The sequence below is a fragment of the Apibacter sp. genome (assembly GCF_025291155.1).
Classification (GTDB): domain Bacteria; phylum Bacteroidota; class Bacteroidia; order Flavobacteriales; family Weeksellaceae; genus Apibacter.
Window position 1 is genome coordinate 1 of the sequence record NZ_JAMBJZ010000042.1, and the last position, 17,068, is coordinate 17,068.

12 protein-coding genes are annotated in these 17,068 nt (G+C 29.1%); 8 read left to right on the forward strand and 4 right to left on the reverse strand.

What is annotated here, in order from left to right; translation table 11 throughout:
* Positions 1 to 819 precede the first annotated feature (819 nt).
* The 8 genes from bshC to M3Z80_RS05545 all read left to right on the forward strand — a co-directional run bounded on the left by bshC (position 820) and on the right by M3Z80_RS05545 (position 12,500).
* Positions 820 to 2,421 (forward strand): bacillithiol biosynthesis cysteine-adding enzyme BshC, encoded by a 1,602-nt coding sequence (gene bshC, locus M3Z80_RS05510; protein WP_293918330.1) that lies wholly within the window; start codon positions 820 to 822, stop codon positions 2,419 to 2,421.
* Between the two features lie 32 nt (positions 2,422 to 2,453).
* Positions 2,454 to 4,115: an amino acid ABC transporter substrate-binding protein gene (locus M3Z80_RS05515; RefSeq protein WP_293918332.1), complete on the forward strand. Its 1,662-nt coding sequence runs from the start codon at positions 2,454 to 2,456 to the stop codon at positions 4,113 to 4,115.
* Between the two features lie 52 nt (positions 4,116 to 4,167).
* On the forward strand, positions 4,168 to 5,055 hold the full coding sequence (gene fabD / locus M3Z80_RS05520; RefSeq protein WP_293918346.1) for an ACP S-malonyltransferase: 888 nt from the start codon (positions 4,168 to 4,170) through the stop codon (positions 5,053 to 5,055).
* 320 nt (positions 5,056 to 5,375) lie between these two features.
* Positions 5,376 to 6,071 (forward strand): ABC transporter ATP-binding protein, encoded by a 696-nt coding sequence (locus M3Z80_RS05525; protein ID WP_293918334.1) that lies wholly within the window; start codon positions 5,376 to 5,378, stop codon positions 6,069 to 6,071.
* Positions 6,072 to 6,081: 10 nt separating this feature from the next.
* The gene (locus tag M3Z80_RS05530; protein WP_293918335.1) at positions 6,082 to 7,311 is read left to right on the forward strand and encodes an ABC transporter permease; all 1,230 of its coding nucleotides are present in this window, start codon (positions 6,082 to 6,084) and stop codon (positions 7,309 to 7,311) included.
* A gap of 33 nt (positions 7,312 to 7,344) precedes the next feature.
* Complete coding sequence (locus M3Z80_RS05535) at positions 7,345 to 8,595, forward strand: ABC transporter permease (protein WP_293918337.1); 1,251 nt, start codon at positions 7,345 to 7,347, stop codon at positions 8,593 to 8,595.
* Positions 8,596 to 8,849: 254 nt separating this feature from the next.
* Positions 8,850 to 11,468, forward strand: a complete 2,619-nt coding sequence (locus M3Z80_RS05540; RefSeq protein WP_293918338.1) for a valine--tRNA ligase — start codon at positions 8,850 to 8,852, stop codon at positions 11,466 to 11,468.
* A 138-nt stretch (positions 11,469 to 11,606) separates the two neighbouring features.
* The gene (locus M3Z80_RS05545) at positions 11,607 to 12,500 is read left to right on the forward strand and encodes a hypothetical protein (protein ID WP_293918339.1); all 894 of its coding nucleotides are present in this window, start codon (positions 11,607 to 11,609) and stop codon (positions 12,498 to 12,500) included.
* 133 nt (positions 12,501 to 12,633) lie between these two features.
* Here the strand turns inward: M3Z80_RS05545 and hemN are convergent, their stop codons facing one another.
* The 4 genes from hemN to M3Z80_RS05565 form a co-directional block, all read right to left on the reverse strand.
* A complete protein-coding gene (gene hemN / locus M3Z80_RS05550) occupies positions 12,634 to 14,004 on the reverse strand; it encodes an oxygen-independent coproporphyrinogen III oxidase (RefSeq protein WP_293918340.1) in 1,371 nt (456 codons plus the stop codon).
* A gap of 235 nt (positions 14,005 to 14,239) precedes the next feature.
* The gene (kdsA, locus tag M3Z80_RS05555) at positions 14,240 to 15,058 is read right to left on the reverse strand and encodes a 3-deoxy-8-phosphooctulonate synthase (protein WP_293918341.1); all 819 of its coding nucleotides are present in this window, start codon (positions 15,056 to 15,058) and stop codon (positions 14,240 to 14,242) included.
* A gap of 158 nt (positions 15,059 to 15,216) precedes the next feature.
* Complete coding sequence (locus tag M3Z80_RS05560; RefSeq protein WP_293918343.1) at positions 15,217 to 16,266, reverse strand: RluA family pseudouridine synthase; 1,050 nt, start codon at positions 16,264 to 16,266, stop codon at positions 15,217 to 15,219.
* A 17-nt stretch (positions 16,267 to 16,283) separates the two neighbouring features.
* On the reverse strand, positions 16,284 to 17,068 hold a 785-nt coding region (locus tag M3Z80_RS05565), incomplete at its 5' end, for a PASTA domain-containing protein (RefSeq protein ID WP_293918344.1).

The window sequence follows — 17,068 nt, forward strand, 5'->3', positions numbered from 1 at the left end:
CATACACAATATGTGAATTTTTAAGTTGAGAAGCCCAATCTCCACCATATTTGGCAAAAAATTGAGAGGCTTTTTCTTCAAGTTGCTTTTCAATAACTTCGGGTGGAGTAAGAGTAAAATTATCTATAGACTTAAATAGTTTTTCATCGGGGATATCTGCATATTTAGTAGAGATTCCACTGAGGTTGGATATGTTTTTTTTAGCGTTTTCAAGAGTATCACTGGCCTGAGAAAGGGGAGTGGTTATATGGTTGATATTTTGATTTATTTTTTCGTTAATTGGGGAAGAATCGACTATTTTTTTAGCTATATCTTCCTTATTAGAATTAACTAAATTCTTTTTATCTAAAGGGTTTATAAGGTTTTTTTAATGTTAAATTAAAAATAAATTATTTAAAAATAAATAAGATGTAAATGCAATTACATTTATTTTATAACTAAAATAATAAATATAGGTCTATAAGAACCAATGAGTATTAAAATGACAAATATTTTTTATAATAGATTAACTATGTTTTACATTAAAAAAGTTCTAAAGTGATTACTACCATATTACATAAAAAATGATGTAATTATCCTTTATACTTTCATAAATGATTTTTAATACAGTTAAATTTTATTAAAGTAAATAAAAATTATATAAGAAGGTGGATTTAATTTAATAATAAGTGGATAGTAACATTGTTTAATAATATTGGCACAATTATTTTAGAATTAACTAATTAATATGCTTAAATAAAAAATAGAAGAATTACATTATATTTATGGTAAGAAAAGCGTATGGTTTTTATCTGAAAAAATTTATTGTAAATTTGAATTGTGAAAAATAAGATTAACATTGCCGATATTCCTGGAATTTCATCATTAATTAAAGATTATATAAATAAAAAGGAAAGTACAGTACCCTATTATGATAGAAATTTATCAAAAGAATCTTTACTATTTCAGGCAAAAGAAAAAACATCTAAGTATACTAATAGGGAAACGTTAGTTAAAGAAATGTATACTCAGTTGGATAGATTGGAATTGAGTGAAAAACAAAAATTAAATTTGAAAAAATTAGCCGATCCCAATTCAGTAACTATCACAACGGGACATCAACTTAATTTAATGACAGGGCCTTTATATTTTATCTATAAAATTTTACATGTTATTAAGTTATGTGATTCAATGAATGGAAGTCAAGATGAATATAATTTCATTCCTATTTTTTGGATGGCAACGGAAGATCATGATTTTGAGGAAATCAATCATTTTTATTTTAAAAATGAAAAGATATGCTGGAATGAGAAACACAATGATTTTGTTGGAGAAATTTCAACTTTAGGCTTAAAAGAAGTTCTTTCCGGATTTTATGAAGAATTAAAATATTATCCTCACGGTAAAGAATTAAGAAAAATTATTGAAAAATCTTATTTTTCCGAACCCACACTTTCTGATGCAACACGTATTATAGTACATGAATTGTTTAAAGAATATGGATTACTTTTCATTGATGCTAATAGTAAAACATTAAAAAAGTTGTTTACTCCTTATATTAAAGATGATATAAAAGAAAAAAAGTCATTTCACGCTATTTCAAAAACCATTGATAAATTAAAAGATAAAAATTATAAAATTCAGGTAAATCCAAGAAAAATTAATTTCTTTTATCATAATAATGAAGAAAGAAATCGTATTGATGAAACGAATGGAAGGTATTATATTTTAGGAAGTTGCAAAAATTTTAGTGAGAGTGAAATACTTGATGAAATTGATAATAAGCCTGAAAATTTTAGCCCTAATGCTTTAATGAGACCCGTATATCAAGAAGTATTATTGCCAAATGTTGCTTATGTAGGAGGGAATGCTGAAATTGCTTATTGGTTGGAATTGAAAGAATATTTTATGGAACAAAAAATTTCTTTTCCAATTCTAATACCGAGAAATTCATTCTTGTTGACAAGCACCAATCAAGAAAAAAAAATGCAACGACTTCATTGGGAAATTACCGATTTATTTCATCCGAAAGAATCTATAATTAATTCTATAGTTGAAAAAGTATCTTCTTATAAATTTGATGTTTCAAAATATGAAAGTCGACTTGAAAGTATATTCAAAGATTTGTTAAATGAGTCTTCGAATACAGACTCGAGTTGGAAAGATATGATTCTTGCTCAACAAAAAAAACAATTAAACGGATTACAAAAAATAGAAAAACGTTTTTATAAAGCAAATAGGCTAAAGCATAAAGAAATTGTTTTGAATTTTGAATCTTTGTATGATGAAATGTTTCCTAATGGAACTTGGCAGGAAAGAATTCTAAATTTTTCTTATTACTATGCAATCATGGGAGCCGAATTTTTAGCTCGAATTTATAATGAAACTAGTGAATTCGAAAATAAATTAACAGTCTTTAATTTAGAAAAGGGAAATAAATAATTTAATTACATTTGCATCAAAGTTATTTAAGAATGAAAAAGCAATTTAATACGCTGCTATTATTATTTATAAGTTCCTTTATGCTTTCGCAACAGCATCATACTGTAGTTGCGAAAGAAACACTATATGGGTTGAGCAAAAAATATAATGTTTCAATTGAAGATTTAAAGAAAGCAAATCCTCAACTGAATAATCGTGCGCTGCAAATAGGAGATATACTAGTTATTCCGGATAAAAGCACGCCATCAAATTTAAATAGAATTTCCGAATACGATTCATCAATAAATTTACAACGTAAACAAAATGAGGAGAATTCAGAGTATATTTTTATTACCGTTGAGCCCAAACAAACTTTATATGGACTAAGTAAAAAATATAATACTACCATTAAAGCTATAAAAAGTTTAAATCCATCATTAGATAAAAATGGCCCTAAAATAGGAGAAGTTCTGAAAATTCCTAATAATTCAAAAGTTCAGGACAAAATCACTTATAGCCATGTTTACAATCAAAATGATCAAAATACTCACATTGAACCTAAGAATGTTAATTCAGAATCTAAAGATGAAAAAGAAGGTGCGAATAATTTAAATCAAACTGAAACAAGAGTAAATAATGGGGAAGAAAAAGAGCCGATCAATTTAAACAATAATAAATCAGAGACAGTATCTGATCTAGAGTTCAAAAAAGAGGGGGTAAACATAGTTATGTTTTTACCATTCCATACAGGAGAAACTTCAAACAACGCAGAAAAGAGAATTGCAACCCAATTTTATTCCGGTGTTAAATTAGCTATGGATTCGTTATCCAATAAAGGAAAAAAAATTCATGTTAAAATATTTGACAGTAGTAATAATAAAGAATATCAGGAAATAATAAACACATATAATTTCTCAAATACTAACTTAATTATTGGACCTTTATTCAAATCTGATCTCTTAGCAATTACAGAAAAAATTAAAAAGGTCCCTATAATATCGCCGTTTTCCTCAAGTGATGATTTAGATGATTATGAAAATTTGATTTTATATAATACCAAAGATCAAATTTTAGTTGAAAAAATAGTTGATGAAATGATGAAAAAATATGCAGATGAAAAAGTGTATATTTTATATGATGATGATCATTATAAAGCTGCTATGTATTTTCAATCATTAGTGAAGGAAAAAAGTAGTAATGCTGAAATTGTTTTAACTAAAAACGCTGAGGATATTATACCGGATAGAAATCTTGTAACCAACGAATATAATAAGATTTATGCAATTTTATTTTCAAACCAAGAACCTATTGTAAATAAATATTTAGATACAATTGTAATGTATCAATCCAATCAGGTTAATCCAATATCTTTATTTTATTCATCTTTATTTGATAATAGTAAATATGAAGAAAAGCTTCTAGACTTAGGTTTACTTTATTTAGATACCAATTATGTAAATGAATATGGATTTAATGAACAAAAAATGCTGAAAATGTATACGAAAGAATATTGTCATATGCCGGATAAATATGCCATAGCCGGATTTGATGTTACCTATGATATCCTTAGTCGAGTGGATGAGAAAGGTAACTTATCCAATTCAATAATGAAGGTAGAAACTAAACAAGTAAGCAATAAATATTCTTTTAGAAGGATTAAGAAAAATGGAGCGTGGGTAAATCAAGAAGCAAGACTTATAAAATTATTAAAGTAATAATAAACAAATAAAATAAAAACAATAAAATACTTAATATTAAAAAAGATTAATAAATTCATTAGTATTTCCCGGACAGGGGTCTCAGTTTCCAGGCATGGGAAAAGAAATATATGAGAGCCGAGCAGATATTAAAGAAATGATGAACTCAGCAAATGATATACTGGGATTCAATATCATTGATATTATGTTTAATGGAACCGTAGAACAACTCATCCAAACCAAGGTTACCCAACCAGCTATTTTTATTTATTCCATAGCTTCAGCAAAAGTAAATGAAAATTCCAGAATTGAAATGGTTGCCGGCCATTCCCTTGGTGAATTTTCAGCTTTAGTAGGTAATGGGGTCCTTTCTTTTGATAGTGGGTTGAGATTGGTATATGAAAGAGCTTTGGCAATGCAGGACGCCTGCGAGGAAAATCCTTCTTCAATGGCTGCTATTATCGGATTAGAAGATAGCGTTGTAGAGTCTGTTTGTAATGAAATTTCCACTGAAAAAAATTTAGTTGTCCCTGCAAATTACAATTGTCCCGGACAGATTGTGATTTCCGGTCATACTTCGGCTGTAAAACGTGCATGTGAACTACTAAAAGAAAAAGGAGCTAAACGAGCAATTATGCTTCCGGTAAGTGGTGCCTTTCATTCACCTCTAATGAGTAGTGCCCAGAAAAGATTGGAAGATATTATATTAAAAACCAAATTTAATACTCCAAGTGTACCCATCTATCAGAATTATACGAGTAAAGCTGTGACCCATATAGATGAAATAAAAGAAAATCTTATAAAGCAATTAACGTCTCCCGTAAACTGGACTAAAACTATACGAAATATGATACAAGACAATTGTGACGTATTTGTAGAAACAGGACCGGGTAAAGTTTTACAAGGTTTGATTAAAAAAATTGACAATACAGTGGAAGTTACCTCTTTATCAAATTAAAATTTTATATCGTTTATATTTAAAGAGATCTGAATCAGGATCTCTTTTTTTTGTAAAATAAATTATAATTTTTAAATTGGATAAGCTAAATTGTAATTTAAAAAATATAAAAATATATACGATAGAGTTTTATATGATAAAATAACAATATATATTAAATAATATGTATTTTATATTGTTTATGGTGAAATATTTCAATTAGATTATTAAATTAGGTGTGAATACTTAAAACAGCCTTATAAATGATCTTCTAAATTTAATGTTAAATGTAACAATTTGCTGTTAAAACATACAAATTAGTAATTACAATTGTAAATGACATGATTTCATTGAAAAACATACATAAATATTATGACATTGGACATAATAAATTACATGTATTGAAAGGGATTAATCTTGAAATAGAGGAAGGAGAGATGGTTGCGATAATGGGGTCTTCCGGATCTGGTAAATCGACATTGTTGAATATATTGGGTATATTGGATTATGCGGATGAAGGAGAATATCTTTTGGATGGAGTTAAAATAGAAAAAGATTTAAGTGAGGCAAAGGCAGCGGATTACAGAAACAAATTTTTAGGTTTTGTTTTCCAATCTTTTAATCTTATAAGCTTTAAAAATGCAATGGAAAATGTTGCTCTACCTTTATATTACCAAAAAGTAAAACGTTCAGAAAGAAATGCTCGAGCAATGGAGTATTTAAAAATGGTAGGTCTAGATGATAGAGCTGATCACATGCCAAATGAATTGTCGGGAGGACAAAAACAAAGGGTTGCCATTGCACGTGCCTTGGTAACGCATCCCAAAGTAATTTTAGCAGATGAGCCTACCGGAGCATTAGATAGTCAGACAACTTATGATGTAATAAAATTTCTACAAAAAATTAATAATGAAGGAAAAACTATTTTAATAGTAACACATGAACCTGATGTGGCTAAGCAATGTAAGAGAGTTGTTCATTTAAAAGATGGAATTATTGAAAGAGATGAATGTATTAATCAAGAAGTTTTAGTATAAATTATTAACTATGTTTAGTATAGATCGCTGGCAAGAAATATTTTATTCTATTAAGCAGAATAAATTAAGAACTTTTCTTTCCGGATTTACAATATCTTTAGGGTTATTTATCTTTATTATACTTTTTGGATTCGGTAATGGTTTAAAAAACGGGTTTTCCCGTGATTTTATATTAGACTCTTCCAGTACTATTAATATAATTCCCGGAAAAACTACTGAGGCATATTTAGGTTTACAACAAAATAGGAATATTACCCTTAAAAATGAAGATTTTGATCTCGTTAGGAAAGAATATAATCATGAATTAGAATATAAAACGGCTACTATAACACAACCTGAGAATGTAATTTATAAAACAAGTTCGGGCATATATACAGTACAAGCTACATATCCGGATAAGCAATATATTGAAAAAGCAATCGTTACTTCAGGACGATTCTTAAATCAATCAGACATTAATAATAAGACAAAATTCGCTGTAATTGGGCGTTTAGTTGAAAAGGATCTTTTTAAAAATGAAAAAGCCTTAGGTAAATATATCAATATCGGAGGCATAAATTATAAGGTTGTTGGAATATTTAGCGATGAAGGAGGAGATAATGATGAGCGAATAATTTACATACCAATAACTACCTTACAAATTCTCAAAAAAAATACTGATGAAGTAAGTCAAATAGATGTAGCTTATTTATCCGATATGGAGCCTAGCGTGGCTGTAAAATTAGGTGACGAAATTGAAAAAACCTTACGCACCAAATTAAAAATATCTCCTTCAGATAGAACCGGATTGGTTATCAGAAATAGAGCTCAGAATATGGAAGATACCTATTCTTTTTTCATGGTTATTTCATCTTTAGTTATGTTTATTGGATTTGGTACTATAATGGCCGGAATTATAGGTATCAGTAATATAATGGTTTATATAGTCAAAGAAAGAACTAAAGAAATTGGAATTAGAAAAGCCTTGGGAGCACGTCCTTTAAGTATAGTTGGATTAATATTACAAGAATCTATTTTTATAACAGTTCTTTCCGGAATTACTGGTGTTGCTTTAGGTAGCTTAACTTTATATTTAATAGGAAATAACCTATCAACTTATCTTATTGTTGATCCTTCTGTAAGCAAAGAATTATTGTTTTTTGCAACATTATCTTTAATAACTTTTGGCTCTATAGCAGGATTTATTCCGGCTAGAAAAGCTGCAAAAATTAAACCGATTGAAGCATTAAGTTCAGACTAAATTATTTAATAAAATAAATTATAAACTATAAAGATGCAAATTTTCGATAGAGAAACATGGGTTGAAATTTACCATACTCTCAGTAAAAATAAGTTACGCACGATTTTGACAATGATAGGTGTAGCCTGGGGTATGTTTCTATATGTATTTCTTCTTGGAGCTGCCAAAGGTGCTGAAAATGGATTTTACAAAATTTTCGACGGATATGCAACGAATAGTATATTTCTATGGGGAGGATCTACTGGAGAACCCTATAAAGGTTATCCCAGAGGAAGGGATTTAATCATTCATTTAGATGATGAAGAATACTTAAAAAAACAAATTCCAGAAATAGATTTTGTAGTGCCGAGAAGTGCGGCAGAATCAGAACAAAGCGTTATTAATCGAAAAAATAAAAGTAAAAATTTCACCGTTTTTGGAGATTTTGCTTCAGTTTCCAAAGTTCAAAAAAAACAATTGATAACCGGAAGATTATTAAATGAAGAAGATGATATTCAGAAAAAAAAGGTAACTATCATTGGTAAAGAAGTATATGAACAATTATTTAATCATGAGGAAAATGCTATAGGTCAATATATTAAAATCAATGGAATATATTTTCAAGTAGTGGGAGTATATAGAAATCCCAATTCAGGATTTTTACAAGAAGATGTAGTTTATATTCCTTTTAATACCTATCAAAAAATATATAATCAAGGAGATAAAGTAAACTGGATGGTAATTTCCATTAAGCCACAGTATAACGTAAATATAGTTGAGGAAAAAATTAAAGCAGCTTTAAGAAAAAAATACGACGTTGCTCCAACCGATGAAAAAGCATTTGGAGCTTGGAATTTTGCCGAAAATTTTAGAAAATTAACTAATTTCTTAAAAGGATTACAAATACTTACTTGGTTCGTTGGTGGATTAACGATCCTTGCCGGGGTAGTAGCAATTTCCAATATATTATTGATCACAGTTAAAGAAAGAACTTTAGAGATTGGTATTCGAAGAGCATTAGGAGCAAAACCCGCAGAAATAAGAACACAAATTCTTATGGAGAGTGTTTTCTTAACTGTTCTTTCCGGACTTCTTGGATTTATTTTGGGAGTGTTACTCTTAATAGGTATGAGCTCTTTTATGGGAGAAGCCAATCCGAAGTTTCCGTTCTATAACCCAACTGTAAATATATGGAACGTATTAGCCGCCCTAATTTTAATGGTAAGTTTAGGGTTGTTTATCGGATTAATACCGGCACAAAGAGCTGTACAAATTAAGCCTATTGATGCATTAAGAACAGAATAATAAAGCCTCTACAAGAAAGTTAATATATTAGTTATTATTTAAATAATAAATGGAGCAATCATATAACTAAGTTTAATTTTGGGTGTTAAAGTGTGAACATATCAAGTATTTGGTATATATTATGAAACGCTAAAACAAAGAAATAGGATTTTCATATGTTGAAAATCCTATTTTAATATCCGATTGTAAACAAATTATTAAAAAAAATTTTAATAAAATAGTACCTTTGTACTCATTCTAAAAAATAATAATTCATGTCAGAAATTACAGCAAAATATACCCCTAAGAATGTAGAAAATAAATGGTATAAATTTTGGATGGAAAACAACTTTTTTCATTCCGAGCCAAACGATAAAAAACCTTATACCATTGTTATTCCTCCACCTAATGTTACTGGAGTATTACATATGGGGCATATGCTTAATAATACTATACAGGATGTATTGATTAGGCGTGCACGTATGCTGGGATTTAATGCTTGTTGGGTACCAGGAACAGACCATGCTTCCATAGCCACTGAAGCTAAAGTAGTAAATAAACTAAAAGAAGAAGGCATAAGTAAATTTGACATTGGAAGAGAAAAGTTTTTGGAACATGCTTGGGAATGGACTCATACGCATGGAGGAATTATATTAGAACAATTAAAAAAATTAGGATGTTCATGCGATTGGGATAGAACTAAATTTACCCTTGATGGAGACCTTTATAATTCTGTGATTAAATGTTTTGTAGATCTTTACAACAGAGGATATATTTATAAAGGAAACAAAATGATTAATTGGGACCCTGAAGCAAAAACTAATATATCAGATGAAGAAGTAATTTATAAGGAACAAAACGGAAAATTATATTTTGTACGCTATAAAGTAATAGGTGAAGATAACTATGTTATTGTTGCAACAACCAGACCTGAAACAATTTTTGGTGATACAGCGCTATGTATTAATCCTAATGATGAAAGATATAAATATTTAAAAGGGAAAAAAGTAATCGTTCCTATTTGTAATAGAGAAATTCCAATTATAGAGGATGATTATGTAGATACCGAATTCGGGACAGGGGTTCTAAAAATAACTCCAGCCCATGACATGAATGACTATAACCTGGGAAAGAAGCACCAATTAGCTACCATTGATATTTTTAATGATAATGCAACTCTTAATGAAAATGGAATGCATTATAAAGGAAAAGATAGATTTGTAGTACGAAAGGAAATAGCAAGAGAACTTAAAGAAAAAAATCTACTTGAAAAAGAAGAGAATTATGTTAATAAGGTAGGAACTTCAGAAAGAACCGGAGCAGTAATCGAGCCTAAAATTTCGATACAGTGGTTTATGAAAATGAAAGATTTCGCTAAACCAGCTTTAGATGCTGTGTTAAAAGATGAGCTTAAATTATATCCGGAAAAATTTGTAACTACATATAGAAATTGGCTCGAAGATATTCATGATTGGAATATTTCACGCCAACTTTGGTGGGGACATAGAATTCCTGCTTATTATTATGGGACAGGAGAAAACGATTTTGTTATAGCTCAAACAAAAGAAGAAGCTTTAAAATTAGCTCTTGAAAAAAATTCTGACATTACCATTGATACGCTAAGACAAGAAGAAGATGTATTAGATACTTGGTTTTCTTCGTGGTTGTGGCCTATTTCAGTTTTTAATGGAATAAACGAACCCGATAACAAAGAAATAAATTATTATTATCCCACTCAAGACTTAGTAACCGGACCGGATATTATATTTTTCTGGGTTGCCAGAATGGTCATGGCAGGATATGCATTTAGAAATGAAAAGCCATTCTCTAATGTATATTTTACCGGAATTGTAAGAGATAAGTTAAGAAGAAAGATGTCAAAACAGTTAGGTAATTCACCTGATCCTTTACATTTAATTGAAGAATACGGAGCAGATGGAGTACGTGTTGGAGTATTACTAAGTTCTTCAGCAGGAAATGATTTAATGTTTGATGAAGAATTATGTTTACAAGGAAGAAATTTCGCCAATAAAATTTGGAATTCATTTCGTTTACTGAAATCTTGGAATATCGATTCATCAAAATCTCAAACAGTTGAAAGTAAAGAAGCCATTTCTTGGTTGAAAAATAAAATTGCCAAAACCGTAGTTGATATTAATACAGATTTTGAAAAATATCGAATTTCTGATGCTCTAATGAGCCTATATAAACTTGTATGGGATGATTATTGCTCCTGGTATTTAGAAGTTGTTAAACCTCCGTTTGGAGAATCCATAGATGAAAAAACGTTTTTAGATACTATAGCGATTTTAGAAGACCTTTTAAAATTATTACATCCGTTTATGCCATTTATTTCCGAAGAAATTTGGCAGACCATTAAAGAAAGAGATGTACAAGAAAGTCTTATAATTACTACCTGTGTTTCAGAAGACTCTTTTGACGAAACTATAATTTCCAATTTTGAAATAACTAAAGAAATTATATCCTCCATAAGAAATTTCAGATCCGAGAAAGGAATTTCTCCTAAAGAAGAGCTAGTACTTATATTTAAATCCAATCAGCAGTTGGATAATATCGATATCATTAAGAAATTAGCTAATATTTCCGAAATTACCGACAAAATAACTGATGATAAACCATCCTATACTTTTTTAGTTGGTAAATTAGAATTCGCTATACCATTTACCCAAACTATTGATACAGAAGCTGAGAAATCAAAAATAATTGAAGATATCGCTTATTTAGAAGGATTTTTAAAAAGCGTTAATGCAAAATTATCTAATGAAAAATTTGTGAACGGAGCACCTGAAAAAGTAGTTGAAATGGAAAAGAAAAAACAATCCGATACCCTTGAAAAAATTTCAATATTAAAAGAAAGCTTAAAAAAATTATAATTAATACAATTTACATATAATTATTTTATAAGATAAAATCAAAAATGCTTTACTATATTTTTTATAATATGTATTGAATCAATGCGTTAATTTTATAAAAAAATTAGTATTATATAATTGGTTAAATATCATTATTTTATGAAAGCTATTACTGTATTTTTTTGTTTTATCTCTATAATTTTATATGGGCAAATAGAGAAAAATTTTATAGATTTATCCGAATATCCGAATAAACATATTTTATCTTCTCTTATCAATGAAACTTCTGCCGTTGAATATTATAAGAATTATCTTTATACCTGTAATGATAGTGGAGGTAAGGCAGAAGTTTATAAATTGAATTCTAATAATGGTAACGTTCTTCAAACTATTAAAATTAAAGGAATTAAAAATGTTGACTGGGAAGAATTAGCACGTAAGGGTGATACCCTTTATATTGGAGATTTTGGAAACAATTTAGGAATTCGTAAAGATTTAACCATATATTCAATCAAACTTCCTTCGGATTATTCACAAATTATAGAAGTTCCAATTTTGGAAAAATTCCGGTTTATTTTTGAAGATCAAAAGGAATTCAGTAACCAAGGAAGTTATCAAACCAATTTTGATTGTGAAGCTTTTATTTATTATAAAAATAAACTACATTTATTTACAAAACGATGGAGTGATTTTCAAACTACACATTATGAGTTGGATTTAAAATCATCTAAAATTCCTATCATAGCAAAAAAGATAGAAACATTTGACACCGAATGCCTAATTACAGGTTCCGATATTCATAAAGATACCTTATATTTGATAGGATATACCAAAGAAACAGCTTATGTTTGGAAATTTTATGATTTCTTTGAGAATAAATTTTTTAATGGTAAAGCCCAACAATCCCTGATCGGATTGACGGGAGCTGTAGGACAAACTGAAGGTATTGCAGTTACTGATAACTACATTTATATTACAGGAGAAGAAATGAATTATTCGTTATTTCATGTAAATCCTACTCTTTATATTTTAAATAAAGAAGAATTGAATTAAAAGTTAAAAAAATTATTGAGATCTATTATAATTATTAAATATTATTTTCTATCAATTTACACCCGTAAGTTTTATTATATAATTTAATTGTATATTCAAAATAGTATTTGTACAAATAAAAAATTATATATTCCTATACAGTCATTGAAAATAACTTAGTCTGAGGTGCATTTTTCATCATTCTTAAATCAAATGCCATACAGATATTACGAATAAAGGAACGTCCTTCTTCTTTAATAATTAATGAATTTTCATTCAATTCAATGAGACCATCAGCCTCAAATTCTTTTAACCTTTCAATAATTTCAGGATAATTAGTAAAGATAATTTCGTTTTCCCATCTTGTTTCTAATAAACACATCAAGTTGAGGATATGTCTTCTTATAAATAGATCTTCGGCATTTAAAATATGACCACGAAAAACGGGAAGTTCATGATCATTTACTTTTTGATAATATTCTTCAATAGTTTTTACATTTTGAGCAAAGGCATACCAATTGTCAGAAATGGATGAAACGCCTAATCCTATCATTACCTGTGTTGAGGAAGAAGTATAACCCATAAAATTTCTATGAATTTTTTTATTTAACATGGATTGATACAACGAATCAGATTTTAATGAAAAATGATCCATACCGATCTCAAAATATCCCATTTTTTCTAATAGTTCTTTGCCTTTTTCATATAATTCTCTCTTGATTTCTCCGCTAGGTAAATCTTCTTCTTTAAATCCTCTTTGTCCAACCCCTTTAATCCAAGGAACATGAGCATAGGAATAAAACGCAATTCGATCGGGTTGCAAAAATTCGGTTTTTTTTATTGTGTGAATTACTTTATTTAAATCTTGAAAGGGGAGACCAAATACTAAATCATGACTTATACTTTCATAGCCTATTTCACGAGCTATTTCAGTTACTTTCTTTACATTTTCAAAAGGTTGAATTCTATGTATTGCTTTTTGTACTCTTATATCATAATCTTGTACGCCAAAGCTCACCCTTTTAAATCCGAGATTATAGAGTGCTTGGAGATGTTCACGAGTAGTATTATTAGGATGACCTTCAAAACTAAATTCTTTATTCGGATGAATCTCTGCCTTAGAAAAGATGTTTTCCAATAAATAGATTAGATTTTTGGGTGAAAAAAATGAGGGAGTTCCCCCTCCTAAATGTAATTCTCTGATAACAGGTTTTTCAGACAAAACATTCAAATAAAGTTGCCATTCTTTTAAAAGAGTTTCAATATATACTAATTCTACATTATGTTGTTTTGTTATGCGTTTATTGCAAGCACAAAAGGTACATAAGCTTTCACAAAAAGGTAAATGAAGATAAAGACTTATACCTTCTTTTGAATTGCTTTCTTTAAAAGATTTTTGTAGGGTATCGATCCATTTTTCGGTGGAAAAATTTTTTTCATCCCAATAGGGTACAGTTGGATAACTTGTATATCTTGGACCCGGAACATTGTATTTTTGTATAAGAGTATTATTTAGCATTTTCATATCGTTATTACAAAATTATTTATAATAAAACAGAAAATTTAAATAAAACAATTATTTTCAACTATATAATTATCAATTATAGTAATAATAGATTAACAAAGTTTACAACTTATGTAATTTAATATAAGTAATAAAAATAATTGAGTATGCATAAGCATCCTTTATATTATAAATAATTTTGATAAAATAATAGAACTTATATGTATAATTTCAACTTATTAAAATTTTTAAAAATCTAGCTTATAGCTTCTCTTATTTTTACCAATTTTTCAAGAAGGTTTTCTAAAAAATCTAATTTGAGCATATTAGCTCCGTCAGAAAGCGCTTTTTCAGGATTAGGGTGAGTTTCGATAAAAATACCATCAGCACCTACAGCTATACCTGCTTTAGCAATGGTTTCAATCATGTCAGGTCTGCCTCCGGTTACTCCAGTAGTCTGATTAGGCTGTTGCAAAGAATGAGTAACATCTAAAATGACCGGAGCGTATTGTCTCATAGTAGGAATTCCTCTATAATCAACAATTAAATCATGATATCCAAAGGAAGTACCTCTATCAATGATAGCATAATTGTTATTTCCGGAATCTTTAATTTTTTGAGCGGCAAATTGCATGGCTTCCGGTGATAAAAATTGACCTTTTTTTAAGGTAATGTATTTTCCGGTTTTTGCTGCCGCGATTAATAAATCGGTCTGTCTTATCAAAAATGCAGGAATTTGTAAAACATCTACATATTCGGCTGCCCACTTAGCTTGCTCATTTTCATGAATATCGGTGGTGGTAGGAATGGAATAAGTATCGCCTACTTTTTTTAATATTTCTAATGATTTTTGTTCGCCAATGGTTGTAAAACTATCCACCCTAGATCTATTGGCCTTTTTAAAAGAACCTTTAAAGATATAGGGGATACCTAATTTACTAGTAATTTCAACAATTTTACCTGCAATATCTATAGCCATTTGTTCTCCTTCAATAATGCATGGCCCCGCAATTAAAGTAAAATTATTTTTATCTATGTTTTTTATTTTAGGAATCGATAATAAGCTATTTTTCATGGTACTCTTTTTTACAAATTTACTATATATTTACGATCCATGGAAATTACTAATAAAAGCTTTCTTAACTATTAAATTTGATGGTAGTTAAAAAAAATATTGATTACCAGCAAGTAGTATTAATTAGTGAGTATATGCTAAAAAAATAATAAAAATCACTAAAGCTGATTATAATGAATGTATGATTTCCATTTATCAAGAACCTGCTTCATATCTTCAGGTAAGTCAACTTCAAAAAACATTTCTTTATTTGTTTTAGGGTGAACAAAACCTAATGTGCGAGCGTGTAATGCTTGACGCGGCAGAATTTGAAAGCAATTCTCAACAAACTGTTTATATTTTGTGAATGTTGTACCTTTCAAAATTATATGACCTCCATATCGTTCATCATTGAAAAGAATATGACCTTTATATTTCATATGGGCCCGAATTTGATGCGTTCTTCCTGTTTCAAGCCTGCATTCAACTAAAGTTACATATCTGAATCTTTCTAAAACTTTATAATGAGTAACAGCATGCTTGCCATGAGAACCATCCGGAAAAACGGCCATTTGCATACGATCCTTTAAATCACGACCAATATTACCGATGATGGTCCCTTCATCTTCTTCAAAATTACCCCATACTAAAGCATTATATACTCTTTTTGTTGTTTTATTAAAAAATTGCTTAGCTAGGTGATTCATTGCAAACTCATTTTTAGCGATTACCAACAAACCAGAAGTATCTTTATCGATCCTATGCACAAGTCCCGGACGTTTCTCTAAATCAGTTTGAAAATAAGGTAAAGTACTAAAATGGTATGCCAAGGCATTAACTAAAGTACCTTCAAAATTACCGAATCCGGGATGAACAACCATTCCGGCATTTTTATTAACAACTAGCAAATCATCATCCTCATAAATAATATCAATAGGTATATTTTGCGGTACAATTGTAGTGTCGCGAGGCGGATGCGCTAAAACTATAGATACTATATCGTTGGGCTTTACCTTGTAATTTGATTTTACAGGATTGTTATTCACTAAAATATTTCCCGCTAATGCAGCTTTTTGTATTTTATTTCTTGTCGAATTCTCAATAAGATTAACAAGATATTTATCAACACGTACAGAACCTTGCCCTTTATCTACATAAATTTTAAAATGTTCATATAGCTCATCGGCATCACTATTGTGATGTATATCTAGGTATTCTTCTTTTTCCATGGAAATTTGTGAAGTTACTATTCTATAATAACCCTTTTTGGTTTTTTTATAGGATTATCATTAGAAAGGTTCTGTTGAGATGTATTATTACCTGATGAATTAGACAAATCATTGTTTAAAGAAGGTACATTTTTACCATCAATTATAGTATTATCCGGGTCATCATACAAATAGTTAATAGAATTTAATGAATCCGAATATTTATGAATATTAAATATTTCATCTAAAGATTTTATTTTACCTTTCAATTTATCTAAAGGTTTGTTACTTAGATAAATATCAATGGGTTGTCCTTGGTCATAAATAAAGGAGGGAGCAGGAACTTGATAATAAACACGGTTATTACTAGTATTTGCAGGATCTTCATAAGTAATAGTTCCAATTGAAAACAAATTTTCTGCAATCATTTTTTTTGCGGTTTCTTCATTAAGTCCTATAAAATTAGGTACGGAAACATTCTTCGCAAGGCTCTTAGCTAAAACAATTGTTAAGGGAGAAAAACGAGGCAAAGTTTCGCCAGGCTGAATCTCTTTACCCTTATAAAGAAGCCTAAGAACCGTATTAGATGCAAAATTGGGTTCATAAATGGTATCAGCTACTTTTAAACCTACCAAATCCAATTGACTAAAAGCAAGATATTTATATTTTCCAATAACATTGGGAACTGTAGTAGGTTTCCATGTTTTAGCATTAGCACGTATAAATATTCTTCTTCCTTTTTTAACATTAGATCCAATCAATGGATATATATCTAAAATTTGATAAGATTTATATTTAGGATCATATTTAGAAGTATCAATTT

Bases quoted from the DNA above. Each gene is read 5' to 3' on its own strand.
- M3Z80_RS05515 (WP_293918332.1), top strand. From the start codon at position 2,454: ATGAAAAAGCAATTTAATACGCTGCTATTATTATTTATAAGTTCCTTT.
- M3Z80_RS05525 (WP_293918334.1), top strand. From the start codon at position 5,376: ATGATTTCATTGAAAAACATACATAAATATTATGACATTGGACATAAT.
- M3Z80_RS05530 (WP_293918335.1), top strand. From the start codon at position 6,082: ATGTTTAGTATAGATCGCTGGCAAGAAATATTTTATTCTATTAAGCAG.
- M3Z80_RS05535 (WP_293918337.1), top strand. From the start codon at position 7,345: ATGCAAATTTTCGATAGAGAAACATGGGTTGAAATTTACCATACTCTC.
- M3Z80_RS05540 (WP_293918338.1), top strand. From the start codon at position 8,850: ATGTCAGAAATTACAGCAAAATATACCCCTAAGAATGTAGAAAATAAA.
- M3Z80_RS05545 (WP_293918339.1), top strand. From the start codon at position 11,607: ATGAAAGCTATTACTGTATTTTTTTGTTTTATCTCTATAATTTTATAT.
- hemN (WP_293918340.1), bottom strand. From the start codon at position 14,004: ATGAAAATGCTAAATAATACTCTTATACAAAAATACAATGTTCCGGGT.
- kdsA (WP_293918341.1), bottom strand. From the start codon at position 15,058: ATGAAAAATAGCTTATTATCGATTCCTAAAATAAAAAACATAGATAAA.
- M3Z80_RS05560 (WP_293918343.1), bottom strand. From the start codon at position 16,266: ATGGAAAAAGAAGAATACCTAGATATACATCACAATAGTGATGCCGAT.